Origin of the sequence: Flagellimonas olearia, from assembly GCF_004150225.1 — a bacterium.
GTDB classification, from domain to species: Bacteria; Bacteroidota; Bacteroidia; order Flavobacteriales; family Flavobacteriaceae; genus Flagellimonas; species Flagellimonas olearia.
Genome location: NZ_ML142914.1, coordinates 141,515 through 161,354 on the forward strand (window position 1 = coordinate 141,515; position 19,840 = coordinate 161,354).

The 19,840-nt window shown below is 47.7% G+C and carries 18 protein-coding genes; 10 read left to right on the forward strand and 8 right to left on the reverse strand.

From position 1 onward, the window contains the following. Positions 1 to 4: 4 nt before the first annotated feature. Positions 5 to 214 carry a KTSC domain-containing protein gene (locus DN53_RS16195; protein ID WP_129655968.1) on the reverse strand — a complete coding sequence of 70 codons (210 nt, stop codon included), beginning with the start codon at positions 212 to 214 and terminating at the stop codon, positions 5 to 7. A 275-nt stretch (positions 215 to 489) separates the two neighbouring features. Continuing rightward, positions 490 to 798 (reverse strand): helix-turn-helix domain-containing protein, encoded by a 309-nt coding sequence (locus DN53_RS16200; RefSeq protein WP_129655969.1) that lies wholly within the window; start codon positions 796 to 798, stop codon positions 490 to 492. 856 nt (positions 799 to 1,654) lie between these two features. Here DN53_RS16200 and DN53_RS16205 point away from each other — a divergent pair. The 3 genes from DN53_RS16205 to DN53_RS16215 are packed head-to-tail and all read left to right on the forward strand — an operon-like array spanning position 1,655 to position 9,115. Continuing rightward, on the forward strand, positions 1,655 to 4,600 hold the full coding sequence (locus DN53_RS16205; RefSeq protein ID WP_165357474.1) for a SusC/RagA family TonB-linked outer membrane protein: 2,946 nt from the start codon (positions 1,655 to 1,657) through the stop codon (positions 4,598 to 4,600). Positions 4,601 to 4,610: 10 nt separating this feature from the next. Continuing rightward, positions 4,611 to 6,101 (forward strand): RagB/SusD family nutrient uptake outer membrane protein, encoded by a 1,491-nt coding sequence (locus DN53_RS16210; protein WP_129655971.1) that lies wholly within the window; start codon positions 4,611 to 4,613, stop codon positions 6,099 to 6,101. A gap of 29 nt (positions 6,102 to 6,130) precedes the next feature. Then, positions 6,131 to 9,115: an amidohydrolase family protein gene (locus DN53_RS16215; protein WP_165357476.1), complete on the forward strand. Its 2,985-nt coding sequence runs from the start codon at positions 6,131 to 6,133 to the stop codon at positions 9,113 to 9,115. A 68-nt stretch (positions 9,116 to 9,183) separates the two neighbouring features. Here DN53_RS16215 and DN53_RS16220 read toward each other — a convergent pair whose 3' ends face one another. The 5 genes from DN53_RS16220 to DN53_RS16240 form a co-directional block, all read right to left on the reverse strand. After that, on the reverse strand, positions 9,184 to 10,245 hold the full coding sequence (locus DN53_RS16220; protein ID WP_129655973.1) for a hypothetical protein: 1,062 nt from the start codon (positions 10,243 to 10,245) through the stop codon (positions 9,184 to 9,186). Positions 10,246 to 10,306: 61 nt separating this feature from the next. Beyond that, complete coding sequence (locus DN53_RS16225) at positions 10,307 to 10,597, reverse strand: DUF6520 family protein (RefSeq protein WP_129655974.1); 291 nt, start codon at positions 10,595 to 10,597, stop codon at positions 10,307 to 10,309. Positions 10,598 to 10,682: 85 nt separating this feature from the next. Next, positions 10,683 to 11,126, reverse strand: a complete 444-nt coding sequence (locus DN53_RS16230) for a MauE/DoxX family redox-associated membrane protein (protein ID WP_242502202.1) — start codon at positions 11,124 to 11,126, stop codon at positions 10,683 to 10,685. An 83-nt stretch (positions 11,127 to 11,209) separates the two neighbouring features. Beyond that, a complete protein-coding gene (locus DN53_RS16235) occupies positions 11,210 to 12,172 on the reverse strand; it encodes a helix-turn-helix domain-containing protein (protein ID WP_129655976.1) in 963 nt (320 codons plus the stop codon). A gap of 50 nt (positions 12,173 to 12,222) precedes the next feature. Then, positions 12,223 to 12,594 carry a DUF7793 family protein gene (locus DN53_RS16240; protein WP_129655977.1) on the reverse strand — a complete coding sequence of 124 codons (372 nt, stop codon included), beginning with the start codon at positions 12,592 to 12,594 and terminating at the stop codon, positions 12,223 to 12,225. Between the two features lie 385 nt (positions 12,595 to 12,979). Between DN53_RS16240 and DN53_RS16245 the strand changes: the two genes are divergently transcribed. From DN53_RS16245 to DN53_RS16275, 7 genes are all read left to right on the forward strand, one after another. Further along, entirely contained in the window at positions 12,980 to 13,819 is an 840-nt protein-coding gene (locus DN53_RS16245; protein WP_129655978.1) for an RteC domain-containing protein, read from the forward strand. Positions 13,820 to 14,094: 275 nt separating this feature from the next. After that, positions 14,095 to 14,382 (forward strand): helix-turn-helix domain-containing protein, encoded by a 288-nt coding sequence (locus DN53_RS16250; RefSeq protein WP_129655979.1) that lies wholly within the window; start codon positions 14,095 to 14,097, stop codon positions 14,380 to 14,382. After that, positions 14,379 to 15,017: a hypothetical protein gene (locus tag DN53_RS16255; RefSeq protein ID WP_129655980.1), complete on the forward strand. Its 639-nt coding sequence runs from the start codon at positions 14,379 to 14,381 to the stop codon at positions 15,015 to 15,017. Before DN53_RS16250 ends, DN53_RS16255 begins: the two co-directional genes overlap by 4 nt. After that, the gene (locus DN53_RS16260; RefSeq protein ID WP_129655981.1) at positions 15,001 to 15,705 is read left to right on the forward strand and encodes an ATPase; all 705 of its coding nucleotides are present in this window, start codon (positions 15,001 to 15,003) and stop codon (positions 15,703 to 15,705) included. The genes DN53_RS16255 and DN53_RS16260 overlap by 17 nt, the downstream gene beginning before the upstream one ends. 12 nt (positions 15,706 to 15,717) lie before the next feature. After that, entirely contained in the window at positions 15,718 to 16,830 is a 1,113-nt protein-coding gene (locus DN53_RS16265; RefSeq protein WP_129655982.1) for an endonuclease/exonuclease/phosphatase family protein, read from the forward strand. Positions 16,831 to 16,953: 123 nt separating this feature from the next. Then, entirely contained in the window at positions 16,954 to 17,934 is a 981-nt protein-coding gene (locus DN53_RS16270) for an SMEK domain-containing protein (protein WP_165357479.1), read from the forward strand. Positions 17,935 to 17,993: 59 nt separating this feature from the next. Further along, positions 17,994 to 18,926, forward strand: coding sequence for a hypothetical protein (locus tag DN53_RS16275; protein WP_129655984.1), 933 nt, complete (start codon positions 17,994 to 17,996; stop codon positions 18,924 to 18,926). A 217-nt stretch (positions 18,927 to 19,143) separates the two neighbouring features. Here the strand turns inward: DN53_RS16275 and DN53_RS16280 are convergent, their stop codons facing one another. Next, positions 19,144 to 19,764, reverse strand: a complete 621-nt coding sequence (locus tag DN53_RS16280; protein WP_129655985.1) for an N-acetylmuramoyl-L-alanine amidase family protein — start codon at positions 19,762 to 19,764, stop codon at positions 19,144 to 19,146. Positions 19,765 to 19,840 lie beyond the last annotated feature (76 nt).

The window sequence follows — 19,840 nt, forward strand, 5'->3', positions numbered from 1 at the left end:
ATTGCTACTGCTTTTCATATTCATAATCATTTCTGATATTGGCTGAAAAGTATTGGCCATGTGAAGGAGCGTTCATCAGGTCTTCATAAATCTCTGCCGGTACATCAAAATATTGATAAACTCCGCCATTATTAAACTCTACCTCCAGAATTTCGTTGTCCGCATCATATCCTACAGATGCCAGATTTGAGGAATTAACAGATTGTCTATTCATATCAATTATGTTTAATATCTGGTTGTTAAATGTTAGTTATCTTCTATATTAATATTCATTATTATTCAATATCTCGATTTCAACAGATTTTTAATCACAGAATAGAAATCGTGTAATTAGCCAAAATCTTGTCCTATAAAGTTCTGGGGGAGAATTGAATATGTTTTAAATGTAAGAATTTTCGAGAAAAGGAAAATGTGAAAATCTGTAAGAATATAAAAAATAGAGTAAAAAGGACTTCTTAAAAGAAGAGTTTAAATTTACTGTCGGATGTTTTAAGGTCGAATATTTGTGCCGTATTCTTTTTCAAATTCTCCAAAAAAATCTTCTAAAGGATATTTTTCAAACCGACAAATACTGTATACAGTGGTCATCGGGATATTATAACCATCAGGACTTTTCATTTTGGTTAGAGTTGAAGAAGCTATACCACACTTTTCCGAATATTCATTTTGAGAGGTCACTTTACCATTTTCGTCATAATACGGACTAAAGAATTTTTTAGCAATGAAGTTACATATGTACTTGTTCACTAAAGCATTAATCTTCTTTAATTCTTCTTTATTTGAACTACGCTTTGGCAATGTGTAAATGTTTTTTCAAAAAAAGCCGTTAACTAAAAAAAAACTGTTCGCGATAGCGAATGATTCTATTTTTTGTTATATTGCCACAGTTAATAAATACATTTGCGATTCTTCGTATAGATTATATTTGAAGCAATCGCTTTGAATCTCTCGCTAGAAAACTGGTAATTTTTACACTAGAGATGATAAGTGGATTGGCTCACGACCCGGGCGTGGGCTCTCTTATCAGTGTAAGGTATACCAGTACCGCTAGCGGGTAAGTTGAGTTCCGCGCCTTCTTTTGTGTGATGGTTTTTCTCCAACTTTCTTCTCAGCGTTTGATTTCTTTATTTTTTCGAGGTTTCGCCCAACCAGAGGGTTATGGGAAACACTTGGCAACTTTTTCACGTAGGGTTCACACCATGTTCCTGTCCTATTTTTGGGACATCACATTCGGTTTTCGACATCCTGTTCCGTAAAAAGCCCAAGAACCCCATCTGAAACCCCATTGACTATAGTTTTGGGATGCACAAAAGCCTTATTTCCGGTCAACGAAATCCAATTGTCCCATAACTGACGACAGCCATTACGGGGTATCCGGCCCCAGTACATATCCATAGTCATTTCCAACTAGGAACCCCATCTCCAAGGGCCCACGACACTTGGACAGGGAACCCTATGTCCGAACCTTGGCCTACGTAAGTTACCACTTTGCAGTGACTTATGGGCAGTGCACATAAAAAACCCGATAGGACAGTAGAAGTCCAGGGAGATCCAATCAAAACCAACGCTTTAATCAAATGAACCCAACATTATGAAGAAATCACCAAAACACACACGCAGGATACCATTATTCCTGCTCATATACTTATTATCAATGCCCCTGACCGCAGCGGAACCCACGGCGCACAAGCCCATCGAACCCCCACAATCCATGGTCCATGGGAAGGTCACCGATACCGAGGGACAGCCCTTGGCAGGGGTCAACATCACGGTGGAATCCTCAAACCAAGGGACCATTTCCGAACTGGACGGCTCCTTCACTGTCCAAGCCGCCCCCGATGACGTGCTTCTCTTTACCATGGTGGGCCTTAAACCCCTAACCATGCCCATTGCGGGCAGGGATGTGATCATCCTCCAAATGGAAGAGGAGGTGACCCAACTGGGCGAGGTGGTCCTCAACGCAGGCTACTATACGGTCTCCGAGCGGGAACGCACGGGCAGTATCGAAAAACTGACCTCCGCGGACATCGAGAAACAGCCCATTTCCAATCCCCTTGCCCCCCTACAGGGACGTATGCCCGGGGTCTATGTACAACAGAGCACGGGACTTCCGGGAGGGGACTTCAAGATACGCATCCGGGGCACCAACAGCCTGCGCCCCAATGGCAATGAACCCCTGTACATCATCGACGGCGTACCCTTTCCGTCCACCGCCATCACAGATTCCAGAGTGGGCTCGGCAAGCGTCACCTCAAGCCCCTTGAACAACATCAACCCCATGGACATCGCCAGTATGGAAATCCTCAAGGATGCCGATGCAACGGCCATCTACGGTTCCAGGGGCGCCAATGGAGTGGTGCTGATCACCACAAAAAAGGGCAATACTGGAAAGCTGAAATTCAACGTTCACCTACAGACGGGAACCGCCCGCATCGCCCATAATATGGACCTGTTGAACACCGAACAATACCTACAGATGCGCGAGGAGGCCTTTGCCAACGACAACGCTGTGCCCACCCCGGCAAACGCCCCCGACCTCACCGTCTGGGACCGGGACCGTCATACCGACTGGCAGGACGAGCTACTCGGCGGTACGGCCCACATGAACAATGTCCAATTGTCCGCCTCAGGAGGCAACGCACAGACCACCTTTCGGTTGGCGGGGGGGTTCCGAAACGAGACCACCATACTACCGGCAAGCTTCGGGGTCAAAAAGATCAACGGCTCATTGAACCTGAACCATAGGTCCCTTGACGGCAGGTTCAATGCCACGGTCACGGCAAACTTTGTCCACGACCAATCGGACATGCTCTCCGGCCTGCTCCTGTTCCCTGCACTCAAGCTGGCCCCCAATGCCCCGGAACCATACGATGAAAACGGAGACCTTAATTGGGCGGACAATACATGGAGCAATCCCCTGGCAGAGCTGGAAAAGAAATACAAGAGCAGCACCGCGAACCTGATCACCAATGCCCACATCGCATATCGGCCCCTTCCCGGACTGGAACTCAGTTCCGCCCTGGGCTACAACACCCTTTCCGCACGGGAATCCCAATATACCCCCCATGCCTCCATACGGCCGTCCTATAGGGCGTTCACCCCAAGATCGGCCAACCGGAACACAAGTGCCGTGGACACCTGGATATGGGAACCACAGATCACATACGAAACGGCATTGGGAAAGTTCCGACTGACCACCATGGCAGGGGCCACCCTCCAAAAGACCACCGCCCAGCGGTACGTGGTCAATGCCAAGGGCTTCAACAGTGATGCCCTTATGGAAAACTTCCAAGCGGCCACGACCCTTCAAATTTACGAGGATAGTGAAACCGAATACAAATACCAAGCGATCTTTGCCCGGGCCAACCTGAGCATTGATGGCACCTACTTTTTCAACCTCACCGGGAGACGGGACGGATCTTCCCGTTTTGGACCGGGCAGACAGTACGGAAACTTTGGGGCCCTTGGCGCCGCTTGGATCTTCACCAATGAAAGGATCTTTGGCAACGGCACCGTACTGAGCTTTGGAAAGCTCAGGGGAAGTTATGGCACCACGGGCAACGATCAGATCGGGAACTACCAATACCTCAACCTTTGGAGCCCCGTTTCACAGCCCTACCAGAACATAAGCGGGCTTGCCCCATCCCGGTTGTACAACCCCAATTTTGGATGGGAGACCAACACCAAATTGGAAGCCGCACTAGATCTGGGATTTTTTAACGATAGGCTCATGTTGAGCGCCGGTTATTTCCAAAACAGGTCCAGTGACCAGCTTGTGGGACTGCCCTTGCCCGGGACCACAGGGTTCACCACCGTGCAGTCCAACCTGCCCGCCACCGTGGAGAACACGGGATGGGAATTCCAGTTGACCACCAAGAACGTGGAAACGGACAACTTTCAATGGAACACCTCGATGAACCTGTCCATCTTACGGAACCGGTTGTTGGAATACCCCGATCTGGAGAATTCGCCCTATGCCTCAACCTACGTTGTCGGTGAACCCCTGAGCGTACAGAGCGGTTACAGGTACACGGGCGTGCATCCAACAACGGGAGTCTACGAATTCGAGGATGTCAACGGTGACGGTTTCCTTTCCTTTCCCGATGATGTCCAAGTTCTCGGGGACCTATCGGTCGATTTCTTCGGGGGCGTCCAAAACACATTTCAATGGGGCGGCCTGGGCCTTGAATTCCTGGTCCAAGGTGCAAAACAGATGGGCACCAGCGCCGCGTTCACTTTTGACCCACCTGGATTTCTGTCCAACCAGCCCATTGAGGTCTTGGACCGTTGGCAGGAACCGGGGGACGTCGCCAATGTACAGCGGTATGCCTCCACCTACAATGCGGCCGCCTTTACCTACTACGACCTCCTTGTGAGCGACTATCCGTTGGTCGATGCCTCCTTCCTCAGGTTGCGCAATGTTTCCCTTTCCTACGATATCCCGCTCCCGAGCAGAGCTAAAATTGGGGTACGCTGTTACCTGCAAGGCCAAAACTTGGTGACCATCACCAATTATAAGGGGCTTGACCCGGAAAACCCAGGGGCCAACCAAATCCCCAACCTTAAGCAGTACACCCTGGGACTTCAATTGAACTTTTAATCCTTTGACCATGAAAACATTCAAAAAAACATCGATTACCACATATAAACTTCCTTTTTCTTCCCTACGGAAAAAAAAGTGTACCCAATGGGTGCCCCCCATACCGGGAGCTTTATCAAAACGATCCTTGATACCCACACTGTTGCTGATTTCCAGTCACCTGTTCCTTTGTACCTCCTGTGAATCCGTGGCCGTGGACGAACCGAACCATCTGTTGTCGGACCATTCCGTTTTTCAGGATGGGGCCACCGCGGAATCCGCCCTGGTCGGCATCTACGGCGAGATCATGGGCGGAACCTCCTTTGCCAGTGGTGGCAGGCAGAGCATCACCTATCTCTGTGGACTATCGGCAGACACCTTTACCAATTATTCCTTCCGAGCCGATGAAAACCAATTTTATGCCAATGCCCTCAATGCGGCCAACGCAACATTGGGACAGGACCTGTGGAACCAGGGGTACAACCATATCTATGCCGCGAACAGTGTCCTGGAAGGATTGGCCGGTTCCACCGCCATCCCAACGGACACCGGACAACGATTGGAAGGGGAGGCCAAATTTATAAGGGCCTTCTGTAATTTCCATCTCGTTAACCTCTTCGGGGACATTCCCTTGGTGGCCAGCACGGACTATGCATTCAACAGCACCATCGCCCGGAGCACCACCGAGGAGGTATATCAACAGATATTGGCCGATCTACGGGATGCAAAAAGCTACTTGCCCAGGGACTACGCCCCTTATTCAGGGCAGCGGACAAGACCGACACGTTATGCGGCCTCGGCCATGCTGGCGCGGACCTTCCTTTTTTTGGAGGAATGGACCTTGGCCGAACGGGAGGCCTCCGAACTTATAGCGAGATCTGATGTATTTGACCTAGAGGGCAATTTGGACGATGTCTTTCTATCCGACAGTCAAGAGGCCATCTGGCAACTGGCGCCCGTATTGCCCACCCTCGATACCTGGGAAGGCAACAATTTTATCCTGACCGCCACGCCCCCAACAGGGATGACCTTGGCGAACCATTTTTTGGAAGGTTTTGAAGCGGACGACGCCAGACTGCTCCAATGGACGGGCCAAATCACCGGTAGCAATGCATCATACCATTACCCCTTTAAATACAAGTTGAAATCAGGTGGCGGGGGAAATGAACACTCCATGGTACTGCGCTTGGCGGAGCAGTACCTGATACGTGCCGAAGCGAGGGCCCGACTGGGAAACCTTTCCGGTGCCCTGGCGGACCTGAACACCGTACGCGAGCGTGCCGGGCTTTCCGACATCCAAGGAAACGACCAAAACAGTGTGATCGATGCACTGATAAGGGAAAGGCACCATGAACTCTTCGCGGAATGGGGGCACCGATGGTTGGACCTTAAGCGGACCAACAGGGCGGGAGCGGTCTTGGGACCCTTAAAACCGGATTGGCAGCAGACCGATGTCCTATTTCCCATTCCCCAAAAAGAAATCCAGGCCAATCCCAATCTAGTACAAAACCCAGGTTACTGAACCCTATGATGGACAAGTATATGAAAAAGATGCACATTCTGATATTGGTATTGGGGGTCCTGAACGCACATTGCGCCCAGTTGGATCCCCCCAACCTTACCAACGATGGCCTGCCACTAAAGGCCGAACGTTTTTTTACCATCCACACCGATGAGGGGACCTGTATGGATATCGACATTTCCCCCAACGGAAAGCAATTGGCGTTCACACTGTTGGGCAATATTTTCACCATGCCCACCACAGGGGGCAAGGCAGTACAACTGACCACGGGACTGTCATGGGACAGGCACCCCAAATGGTCCCCGGATGGAAAGAAATTGGCCTATCTGAGCGATGGTACGGGAACCGAGAACATTTGGGTCATGGACGCCGATGGTTCCCATAAGAGGGCCATTTCCCAAGAGGGACTGAATGCATTTGTCAACGGTTTCAGGTGGTCCGATATAGGAAACAAGATTGAGGCCAATGGCCATGTCCATGACCTGAAAGGACACAAAGAACCCATGGCAAGGAACAACCTTCACGCCGTGGATTCGATTGTGAAGCACTTGGAACTTCCCTATAGCAAGGCTATTCTGTCCCCGGACGGGCATTGGTTGGCCCATATCAACCTAAAAGTATGGAACCAGCGCAAGGATGGGGACAACCATCTCAAATTACGTGAACTAAGGACCGGTGAGGAGCGTTGCTTGGTATGCCCCATAGACCAGTGGCGGGAAAACTGGGAGCAGTTCACCTTCTCAAAGGACTCAAGGACCTTATGGATCGGATACGGGGGAAAGATCCACAGGATAGATATCGATACGGGCGAGGATACCATCATTCCCTTTACCGCGGACATCCAGGTTGAAATGGGATCTTCCTTGTACCATACCTTCTCCATGGATGACAAGGTGCCAGAGGTCTCCTACTTGGAGAGCGGTCACCTGTCCCCGGATGGCAAAAGCTATGTATTCAGTGCACTTTCCCAATTGTACACCATGCAATTGCCCCATGGAAAACCCAAGGTATTGGTGGAACAATCCACGGGCCAGTTCGCACCCCGGTATTCCCCGGATGGTTCCAAGATAGCTTTTGTCACCTATGAAACAGATACCATCGGGAACCTTTGGGTGGTTTCCGCTGATGGGGGGGTGCCCAAAAAATTGACCGCTACACCAGGCTACTATCAACATCCCGAATGGTCACCAAATGGCAAATGGATATCCGTTGTCAAGGCCCATGAACCGCCTACATGGAAAAATGCACTTTCCAATGTGGGCAGTCTCTTACTGATCTCAAGTGACGGAAAAACGATGAAGCGAGTGCAGGACAGTGTCGAAATAGATGATTCCGGAGGGTTTACACCCAGTGGAAAAGAACTGGTCTTGTTGACCCGGCCAAGGAAATCAAAATATAAGAAACTGCAAAAGAAGCATTTGGAAACCGGAAAGACCACGACCTTGGCCTTGTTGGATCGCTACGCCAAAGAAGTTTCCCTTTCTCCCGATGGAAGACATGTACTTTACCGTATCGGCAACAGCATCTATCTGACCGATATCACACTTCACCGGGAATCGACCCCCATATTGAGCCATGGTCCCAATATGGGCCAGATCATAACGATCAACCCCGTACAAGGGGGACATACGGCAGATTGGACGAAAGATGGCAAGGGCCTTTACTACATATCCAATTCCAATATACTGGAAGTTTCCTTGGCAGCGATAACATTGACGTTGGACGGACAGGACCCATCCTACCGAAAAAGCAGGAATGTGGTTCCCACCGATACCTTGGCACACATAACGCTCCCCTTCAAAGAACAGAAGGGCGAGGGCGTACTGGCCTTGACAGGGGCAAAGATCATCACCATGGGCCCAAGGGGGGTCATTGCTAAAGGAACCCTGGTGATCGAGGGAAAACGCATCAGGGACATTGGACATGCGGGACAAATTCCCATTCCGCGGGGTGCCCGGATAATGGATGTGACGGGTAGGACCATAGTTCCGGGCCTTATCGATATGCACGCCCATAACCTTTTGCCTGATCTTTATTTCCCAAAACAATGGTGGTCCTTGAAGGAAAACCTGAACTTTGGGGTGACCACCGCCAGAGATCCTTCCTGTACCTTTAACAATTTAGGGTATGTCCAATTGATCGAATCCGGCAAGTTGATAGGTCCCAGGTCCTTTGGTGCCATTGCCCACGCTTCCGACCAATTCCGAATAGATACCCAAGAGGATGCCCGGTTTTTGGCCCGTGCCGAAAAGGCGCATGGAGCCCTGTTCCTAAAGGTACATGACGAATATTCCCGAAGGCAAAGGCAATATATGGCCATTGCCGCAAAAGAGGAGGGCTTGAACATTACGGGACATACCGCTTCGATAAACCTTCATGGCATATATAATCTATCGATGATCTTGGACGGTTATACCGGACGGGAACATATCACTGGCAATGGCCGATTGTACAATGATGTAGCGGAGCTTTCCAAAATCGCAAAGATCTGGCATACCCCGACCCTTATCAATTCATCGGGCAAATTTGCCGAGATACAACATCGCTACAGATCGCATCTGAACTACCCGCCCATCAAATCTTTGGATCATGTGCCGGATAGTACATTGAAAAAAGCCAGTACCAATACAAACTTGATGCACAAGGAATCGAGGGGAATGTACTATGCCCGGAATTTTGCCAATCTCATCAAAAAAGGTGTGCGCATCACGGCCGGTTCGCATGGGGATTATCCCGGGATACAGTTGCATTGGGAAATATGGCTCCTACAGCAAGGTGGACTTTCACCCTATGAGGCACTCTCCATGGCCACTGTCCATGCCGCTGAGGGCCTTGGGCTTCAAAATGACCTGGGCTCCCTTGAAAAGGGAAAAATAGCGGACCTGTTGATCTTGGAGAAAGACCCTATGCAGGACATCAAGAATACCCTGACGATCCAAACCACGATAAAGAACGGGGTTGTCCATAAACCCGAGCAAGGGCCAATGAAAAAGGGCCGAGAGAATCAAAGATAAGTATTTGATTTAGCTAAATACCTGTCCGGTGCATTCACTGTAATGCTACTGGGCGGGTATGAATCAATTTAGGGTCTTAGGCGATACGTGACCAAATGATCTTGGTAGAGCACGAACACCGTTTGTCCAACAACTTGAAAATAGCGCAGTTCCCGACCCTGATATTTCGGGAGATAGAAACTATGGCGATACGTTCCGTCTTTTGTACGGTAAACGTCAACAACTGAATTGTTACCGAACACCTCCCACGTTTCATTGTCCGATCTTATAGAAGAGTTGATATAAAGGTCGGGGCCAAAGACACAGCTTCCCCTATTGACCTTGGTGGGAATTTTTCCAAAGGTCCTTTCCCTGCCCGAATTGATTTCCACCAATTCCAGTTGGGCCTTGGAAACGGTATCTATCGTACGGGACATATAGCGTTCCCGAAGAAGGGTATCCAAACTGATGATCTGGTTCCTATAATAGAAAACATACAACAGTTGTTCAAAAGCCCTATCATAAAGAAGCATACCGTCACAACAGAAAATGCCATCCACCTGTTTTGGCAAGGTGTAGGAGGGAAGGGTGTCCCCCTGTGCATTTCTTGGGATAAGTTGGGTTTTTCCCCTTACCGCGTCCAATGTCCTGAACACGGTCAAGTGCTTTGAAATCCCATGGAAACCGTCAAAAGAAAAATTGTCATATCCGCTGACATCAACGGTATCGGAAAACAAATTTCCCTTTAGCACCATACCCGCAGGTCCATCGCTCATGTATACTATAGGTGAGTCAATATTCACTCTCAGCCGGTCTACATCGAACCTTTTGTTTTCTGTTGAAACGTTAAGTTTTAAATTAAAATGGACCGTATCCCTCAATTCGGTATCCGTCATCAACAGATGTGCCGGAGCTTCCCTATGGCCCAAAAATAGGTGATGATCGGTATTTCCGGCGATATAATAGCCTTCAAACTTCAAATCCAAGATATTGGACCTAGTAAGTACAGGACGTGAATCTCCATATTCCCGTTCAAAACCGTTCTTGGTGGAATCAACCGTTCTAGACTGAAGAAATAAGATCAAAGGCAGTGATGCCCCGACCAGAAAACTTACCGTAAGAAACAACAATTGTTTTGTATAGGTCTTCATATCAAATAGGCTTTGGTAGATAAAAGAATAGGCCCCAAGATATGGGGCCTAGAATCGCTGATCATGGATCCCTCCGTAATGGGGTCGTACAATCCGCATCATAGATTTGATGTAGGCCGGATTGTCCCGGAACGGGCATTATGCACAAATTAGTAAGTGTAACAGGATTGCAGGCAACCTGCATCTGGCCACAGGGCTGGTTCGGGATCTTGTAATACCCGATCTGTGACATTTCCTCCGTATCGAAAGTGGCCATCTGGGATTCCCCGACCCTTGCGGGTTGGGCCACAAATGCACTTCCGACGGCAAATACGATGACAGCAAGCGCTATCGTTAAACGTGACTTTTTCATATTATGAATACTAATAGGTTACCCCTACTCTTTTTATCAGGTTTTCGGGTTCCCCTGATCCTATCGCGCAATAAAATATCGTTGTCTACTTGAATCTTATCTTTTTGGGTCGGTCGGTACTGAGCAAAATGGAAAACAGTGCCGCAAGGACAAAGAACATATTGAAAATGAGATGCTCCTTCCATCCAAGACTTTCCAAGACCCCGCCACAGGAACAGGGGATATGGTCGCTGAAGTTCAGCAGCAATGTGATATAGGTGGTGAACATTACCATCAGTGCAAAACTCCCATACAGAGCCATTGTCCTGAAGCCTTCAACCAACAAGAGCAGGGCAAGCGCATATTCCACAACCGGTACCAACCAGGCCACCCAAACCACATGTTCTTCCAATATGGGCGATTGCCCCAACTGCACCTTGAACCCATGGAAATCCATCACCTTACTGGTCGCCGCATATATGAACAGCACAACAAACAGAAGACTGACGGTCTCCACAATAGTGTTTGTATATTTTTCTATCCATTTCATGCCAACCGTAATTCTTTGGTTTACAGCGACAAAGTTACATAGGCCCATGGCTCTATGAGGGATTATTTGGGCTCTGGGAAGGATTATTTTGAGAGCATCCTGAGTTCAGTGGGACTATATCCATACCGTTTTCTGAACTCCCTGGCCAAATGGTTGCCCTTTTTGAACCCGACCATCTTGGCAATGGCACTGATGGTCCTATTGGAGTGTTCGATCAGAATATGAGCTTTTCTCAGCCGTTCGTTTTTTTGAAATTGAAAGACGGTCATTCCGTAGAGTTCCTTGAACCCTTTTTTGAACTTGAATTCATTGGTGCCACAGATAAGGGCCAGTACTTTTATAGGGGGTAGGGGCCTGTCCAGATTGTCCATGATGTACTGTTCGGCGGTCCTCAAGTTCTCAACATCCATGATATGGAGGATAGCGGTCTCCTTTTTTGTTGTCTTGGGCAAGAGTTTATGGCTCCTCAATTTGCGCTCAATGTTATTTTTCAGACGCTTTTCATGTACCCCTTTGTTCTGTACCATATCAAAGCAGGTCACGATGATCCTCCGTTTTTCCCCATTGGCCTTAGGGAAACAAATGATGTGGCAGTGGGTAGGTAGGGTAAGACCCGAAGGAGTTGCAAAGTCCAAGGACACGGTCATCTCCCAAATGGAATGGCTCTGGGACACCTTGATCACCTTGCTCCAGCCCTTCTGCGAGTCCGGGGACAAAAGCGCCGTAAAAGGGAGGCCGGCCAGTTCGCCAATCGGATGATCCAACATCTCCACGACCGTATCGTTCGTTCGCTGTATTCGGCCCGAACCATCGAGTTCAAAGAACATTTGCACAATGTGCCTATAGGAATCATGTATGTTCACGAACCCTTGGTGCATAAAGGCATCCTTGATTTCCTCTGTGGCACTGTTGACCAAGAAAGTCAATGCCTCCAAAACATCATTCTTATCGGATCGTTCGATTTGGTAAGAGAAGTTCCCGTTGGCTATCTTCAGCAATTGGGCATATATCCTGTCGAGTCTTTCTTTGTTTTCCGGTCGGTCCATATGTTCTCTATTTGTTTTGGCCCCATGGTCTGGTGATCCTCAATTCCGGTTCAGCCATCGTGCAAAAGGAATTGCTCCGCTTCGTGCAGGTCCGCAAAGATGCTGACCGGGACAGTGGGCATTTTTGACATGATGAATTTGGAGAAGGCCCGTTCCAATGGCGTGGTGGCCACAAGGGCCAGGACCTCGACAAGTTCCGTCCCTTCACTTGCCAAATACCGCCATGCATCCTTCTCCACATGCTTAAGGCCTTTTAAACTGCACAGGATGGGACTGGGTTTTCCTTGCTGCAGACGTATCCGGCTGGCCACGACCGTTTTTGCCCCGGGAAGGTCGATATGTGCATGCTCTTTCCAAATGAAGAAGAGTATTCCGTTCTTCAACCACATTGTCGCAATCTCTGTTTCCACATGCCGTTCCATCCGTTTTTTTTTCAAACGGGGATTAAATTACTGATTTTTCAATTTCACATTAATAGGAAAAATCCTAATATTTAACAGAATCAGCTCTAAAATGGAAAAAAATGTATCTGATAGGGATTATTTTGTAGACCAACAGCACCTTTTAAAGCTTATACTGTTGATTTTGATTAGTTTGAGAATCCGTAACATTTGAATGGTTATGAGGTGAAAAGCTAAGGTTTGGTGTCAAAAAATGGTTCCATTTGAATCGGATCGGTAATTGCCAGTTGTTCACCAAAGAAAAAAAAAAAATGGACAAGTTTTTTCCAACAGGTGCAGACCGCCCCTTTGTCCATCCGTCCAAAGTCACAAGTGGTACCTTGGATATGTATTAAAGATCATGGACATGAAATATCAGAAACTGCTATCGGAATTTGAGGGTCAATTGGATCATCTGGAAAGTGGGAACGGGGATGTACTGTTCAAGGCGGAGAAGGGGATCGCACTGGTGGAGAAGAGTATCCGGAAACTCCAAAAACAGATCACGGGCAAGACGTTTGCCACCCAGGCCGATGAGATCTATTTCTTCAAGCACGTGAAGCCCCAGATTTTCAGCAAGCTGATCTATTATGTCAAACTCTTCAATATCGAGAGCAAGCGGCCAAGGGGAAACAATGCCGCCCAGATCAAATACTTACAGCACCAGATCGACAAGTTCCAGACCTTTTTCAATGACAACCTGGAATTTTACAACTATTATCGACGCGGGGCCATGTCCCTTGACGATCGGTATTTTGTGCGCGGCAACCGAGATCTACGGCTTCCGCTAGAATCCTTCCACTTTTTGATCGATGACCAGTTCTCCACCTGCCAGGATGGGACCGTGGCCACCATTATGGCCTATGACATGCTCATCGTCTACCTTAGAAAGGAAGTGGATGACTTGACCAATACGTTGGAACCCCAAAAAAACATACCTATGGAAAAACCTTCAAAACTGTTCTGGACCGGGAGCAAGACCGATTTGATCGAACTCTTGTACGCACTTCACTCCAGTGGTTCCATCAATAGCGGAACCGTTGACATCAAGGAAATGGCCTCACATTTTGAGCATTTTTACAATGTGGACCTTGGCAACTACTACCACACCTTTATCGATATCAGGTCGCGGAAAAGTAGTCGGACAAGGTTTCTTGACAAGCTCATCGAAATGCTCAACCGGCGCATGGAATCCCTGGATGAATGAGGCTTTTATTTTTCCCAAGTTGGTACCAACTTGGGAATTTTGGTTTTCGGCCAATTTTGATGCGATATTTTTGGATTTTATCAAAATTTTGAACCCCGCATAAGGCCAAACAAACCCAAAGCAGCATAAATTAAATTTTAAAAAAATCGTTCCCAAGTTGGTACCAACTTGGGAATTTTTTCCAAAAAGACTCTTCAGTTTTGTGGCAAGAACCCGGATGGCGGACCCAAAGAACAAACCGATTGGGTCCACCCCATCCATTAAACCACATTACTATGGGAGCAACGATCATTACCACGGAGGACCTTATGGAGTTCAAGGACGAACTCCTCAAGGAATTCAAGAACCTGATGGTGGAACACACCCATCCCCGGCCCAAGACCTGGCTACGTTCCAGCGATGTACTGGAGCGGTTGGAGATCAGCCATGGCACCTTACAGAACCTTCGTAACAAGAACATCATTCCAAGCTATAAGGTGGAGGGCATCCTTTACTATGATGCCCTCGAGATCGATCAGATCATCTTGGAGAACAGGGTCCAATTGATGGATGGGAGCCTATGAACTATATCAAACATCTCAATGCAGTGCTTGTGGAAATCCATGGGGACGATCGGTTGGCCCCCGGCCATGTCAGCCTTTACCTGGCCCTTTTCTTCTATTGGAACTTGCACCGCTTTCCAGAACAGTTCCCGGTCAACCGGAAAGAGCTTATGAGAATGGCCAAGATGGGTTCCAAGTCCACCTACCATCGATTGTTGCGGAATCTGGACGATTGGGGATACCTGGCCTATTCGCCCTCTAACAGCCCATCACGGCCCAGTACGGTCAAGCTGTCCAAAAATTGGGACGACAGCGGTACACTTTTGGAACGGACCCGTACCATTTTTGGGGCCTACCGTCCCATATCCGTACCGGTTACCATATATAAGAAAACATACCAAACAAGCAAACGCTCTACGGGAGCCAAGCCTAAAAGCCAACTGGAAGTCCTCGATTTTTTTAAGGAAAAAGAATACAGGCTTGAAGAGGCCTTCAAATTTTTCAACCATTACCAGGCCATAGGTTGGAAAGTGGGCGGTAAGGTGCCCATTGTGGATTGGAAAGCAGCGGCGGACAATTGGATGCTGAAGGCAAAAGAACTGAAGTCGGATCACTTGATGGTCAAAACAAAGAAAGACTATGGCGAACCCCTCTAAGATAACCGAAGGCGGTGTGGTCTATTCCCTTGGCCACTTTGACGGGAAGCAGGTCCGCTACGACTTTTCCAAAGTGCTGACCTACCTGGACGCCAAGGGCAAACTGCTCTTTGGACGGAAATTCCAAATCCATCCAGAGGACAGGGAAGTGTTGCTAAAGCTCTGCAACTATATGGTCCGAGACCATGCCAGTTGTCGCAAACAAGGCATCGATCCCAACAAGGGCATTCTTTTGTCAGGACCAGTGGGCTGTGGCAAGACCAGTCTCATGAAACTGATCCGGTTCATCACCCCGCACTATCGGCCCTATGAGATCATCCCGGCCCGAAACGTCGTATTTGGGTACAACCATATCGGGCACCGGATCATCGAGGACTACGGCAATGGCCATTTCTACTGCTTTGACGATATCGGGGTGGAACCCATGGGCCGGCACTTTGGCAAGGATTGCAATGTAATGGGGGAGATCCTGCTCTCCCGGTACGAACTTTTTTTGGAATCGGGTCTCCGTACCCATGGGACCACCAACCTGAACGCCCAGGAACTGGAGGAGCGCTATGGCAAACGGGTCAGGAGCCGCATGCGGGAACTGTTCAATTTGATCGCCTTTGATCAAAGTGCCCGGGATAAAAGGGGACACCCTCCCAAGGGAGAAGGCCCTGTCAAGGAAAAACAAAGAAAACGCTAAACACCAAAAAAAATGAAGATAGCCACATTAAACATCCAGAACCTGTTCCACAGGGACCTATCGTTCTTAAAACAAAATGCCTCCAAAAACCTCCAAGATTGGATGGAGGAGTTCCAACACTTGTTGCGCAACCCTAAAAAGGAGGAGCATGTGCTGAACCGGATGCGGGAACTCGCCTTTTTGATGGGTTTCAGTCCGCAGACGACCGAACCCTTTCTGACCCTTCGAAGGAAAGGAGGGCATCTTTATGTAAAGCCCTTGGGGAGTGAACGCCAGAGCAAGGCCACCGAACGGGTCGGTTGGAACGGTTGGGTGGAACTTAGGAGCTATCCCTTGGATGAAGGGCACCGCCAGCCGAAGGTAGAGTGTATTGCCCAGGCCGCACCTGATATCCTGGTGCTCCAAGAAGTGGAGGATAGACCCTCCCTTTCCGATTTCAATAGGGAATATCTGGGACCAAAATTGGGCGGGGCCTTCGATCAGTGGCTCTTCGCCGAAGGGAATGACCCCAGGGGGCTTGGCCATGCCATATTGGCCCGTAACGGTTATCGGATCACAGGTTTCCAAACCCACGCCCACGAACGGGATGCGACCGATGGTGACCTGTTCGGAATGGATTGCCCGGAATTCACGATCGTGACCCCGAACGGGACGGAGATCACTATCATCAGTGCCCGTTTCCAAGGGGATGGCCTTTCCACGGATTTCCATGCCAAACGAAAGAAACAGGCCCAAAGGGTGTGCTGGTACTGTGATCGTTTGAAAGCCGAGGGCAAGGATAAGATTGTTGTTTGCGGATATTTGGGAGAAGTGGCCTATGGGGATGCACTTAGGCCGTTGTTGGGCGGCAAGTGGATGCGGGACATTCCCCAGCACCTGGATTTTGATGCTGCCATGGGAAAGGGTCCCAAGGATCTGGTGGGAGGGGAGCCGTATAAGGGATGGTCAGCCAAGCACGATTATCTGTTGAGTTCCCCGGCACTATATGGAGCGATGCAACGATGTGGGGTACAAGTCCCTCTTTCGCAAAAGGGCCAAAAAGGAATCACATCCCTTTTCTCGAATCCAAAAGGCTACTCAGATAATATGGCGCATCCCATGCTATGGGCGGAGTTTGACGTATGATTTCTGGGAATTCAATTATATTTGGTGATAAGGGAGTACCCATGGAATAGAAAGACCACTGAAATCAACGAGAGGTCGATTGGCCTCCAATTAATTTCCAAGTTTGTTAAAAATTGTCTTATCATGCTTACCAGGGGACATATCATAGGTAAATTGATTGATGACCTAGCTGTTTTACAGTCTCAAATTCAATTAAGGTGCCAAATTGGGTTGACAGATTTGAATAAATTCAGTGAGGATTTTATCAAGGAAGTCCTAAATATCACTTTTGATATTCAATTGAAGAATCTCAATGAGGGAAGGAGCAATGAACCGGGGCTGGACTTGGGGGATTTGAAAAGTAAGATGGCATTTCAGGTAACTTCGACCGCCAAATCCGATAAAATCAATGATACCTTGCAGCGTATCAACGAAATACAATGTGACCAATATGATGAAATAGGGATATTTATTCTGGGTAAAAAACAGAATTCCTATGTTGCTGTCAAACAGGATCTGATGGACAAATGTAATTTTCAATTAGATTCCATTATGGACATTGCTGACTTGGGCAAACACCTGGTGACATTGGATTATGAAAGACTTTACAGTTTGCACAAGCTGTTTGAAAGGGAGTTCCAGATTGTGCTTACTGAATTTGAAATCCCCAACAATGAAGGAGTATATCCCACATCATTGTTTGACAAATTGGAAATTGCCCCGACCACCTTTTGTGAAAACGCCAAGGATTTTTTCAAGATGTTTCCGGATGGAGGGTATTCCTTGGAAGATTTGGAAGTCTCTTTTAAAAAACTCGGACAACTCCCCAGGGTCACCAGGGAGTTGCTTGAAATAATGATTTCAATAGGCACCGATGGACCCTTTGACAATTATCTTGTAGATTATCAGGAACTGAAAAGAAAATTGAAGATACCCGAGCAGGAGTTAAAAGAGGAAATAGGCATTTTGATGCGAAAGGGATTTGCTTATGATCCCGAAGGGCCTGATCCTGAAATCAGTTTGAAAATGGATACTGTGACCACGGATATCATTTATTTCGCAATGGAAAGGGATTGTTTGGGAAAAATCCTTGTATCCATGGACTTTACGCTATTGGATGGATAACGGCACCCAGATCAAGTGGACAAGGACCAAGTGATACCATTGCATGTAAAATCGATTATATGAAAAAGACCATACTTAAGATCACAGGTGTAGGACATGTTCCATCCTCCTTGGATGGTATTGATATCAAATTTTTTTATGATGTCGTAACAATGACAAAGGAAGGAAGAAAAAAGCCAGTGGAGCATAAGATTCCACATGTGGTCCATGTAATTATTTCTGGGACACTGGCCGCAGACTGGGGGTTTGCCATTTGGAGGTCCTCGGAAGAATATGAAGATTTGGTACCCTTGCTTATGCCATATGCCATCGAACACGTAAAAGAAAAATATGACTTGGGCGACTTAAAGGAAAGCGAGGTGGTCAAATTGATCCATGGACCGTCTGCACCTGAATTTGATATGGATGAATTTCCTAAGGTGGTCGGTTATGAAGAAACCTTGGAAGAGAACACAATATCTGTTGATTCAGGTGACCAACACACTTCCCATACCTCGCTTGCGGACACGATTATCAGTACAAGGGACCATATCAATGTATTGGTCCGTGACAGGACCGGTATGCAGTTATTGGAATTGGAACAAGAACAAAATCTCAAAGACCTTTATAGGTCACCTAGGACTAAGGAAGAATTTTGGTATGGGATGGCAGCTCTAGCAAATCTTGCGGGAAAGATCAATAAGGAATGTGTCCTGGCCATGATGGGATTGCCCAAAAAGGAGATTGGACCCATCAAACAATTGGAAGTCTTCCTCAGTACACTTGTTACGAACCCGGATGAGATTATCATTCCACTTAAGAGCATAAACCACATACGTCAAGGATATCCTATCCATACGGATAAGGTGGACAACTATATTGAAACCTTAAATTCTTTTGGGTTGGAATATCCCTTGACGAATTATCCAATATCTTGGACAATCATCCTAAATGAATATGCTGTGGCACTCAATAAGTTGTTTGATGTCCTCAAAGCACATATCAAGCGATGACAATACTCCTTCCGACGGGGATGTATTGGAAAAAAGGGATGATTTCCTTTCAAGAATCCGCCGTTTAATTGATTTCGTTAGGTTTTTGGCATATTGTGGGCCATATGGTCGGTTGTATCATGGGTTTCTTCGAAAAAGACCTTTGCTTTCCGCACAAAGAAAAAGGAAAGATTCTTGAATGATTTCCTTTAGGACTTGGCCAAGCTGTTTGAACACTTCAATCATGGTGCAGAGTCTTTGTCAGGGATTGTAGAATGGCCAATGCGATTGCCGTTCTGCTTTCCGTTTTTCGTGTATGCTCTGCCTCAATACTATTGGATATGAAACCGGTTTCCAAAAGGAGGGAAGGGAAATGCCCATAGGTCTCCCGTAGTACTTGGAAGTTGGCCCGTTTCAATCCACGGTCAACGATTCCCAGAGAAGTACCAAAACGATCCGTGATCGCAGCGGCCAATTTCTGGGACCTCGGATCCACCGGTCCGTCAGCAACAAACACCTCAAATCCCTGTGCCTTGTCATTTGGGGCCTGGTTGCAGTGGATGGATACAAAGGCGTCCGCCATAAGGATCTTGGCCAATCGGCTCCGGTCCCCCAAGGATATCAAGGTATCCTTATAACGGGTCAGATATATTTCCAAGCTGTCCTGGAACAAGGTATGGTTCAAACGTAGACATTCCGTGGCTATACCCATGACCACTTCTTTTTCCAAGATTCCATTCGTTCCAACGGCCCCGGAATCAACCCCTCCATGACCGGGATCGATGACCACTATGGGTTTTTGTGCCATGGCCATGGAGAGGGACAAAAGCAATGGGATCAAGATGATGCTTCGTTTCATATTATTTTGTTTTCGGATTGAACAATTTCCAGTGAATCTTTTCTTTAGATGAGAATACATCAAAAATTAACAGTTT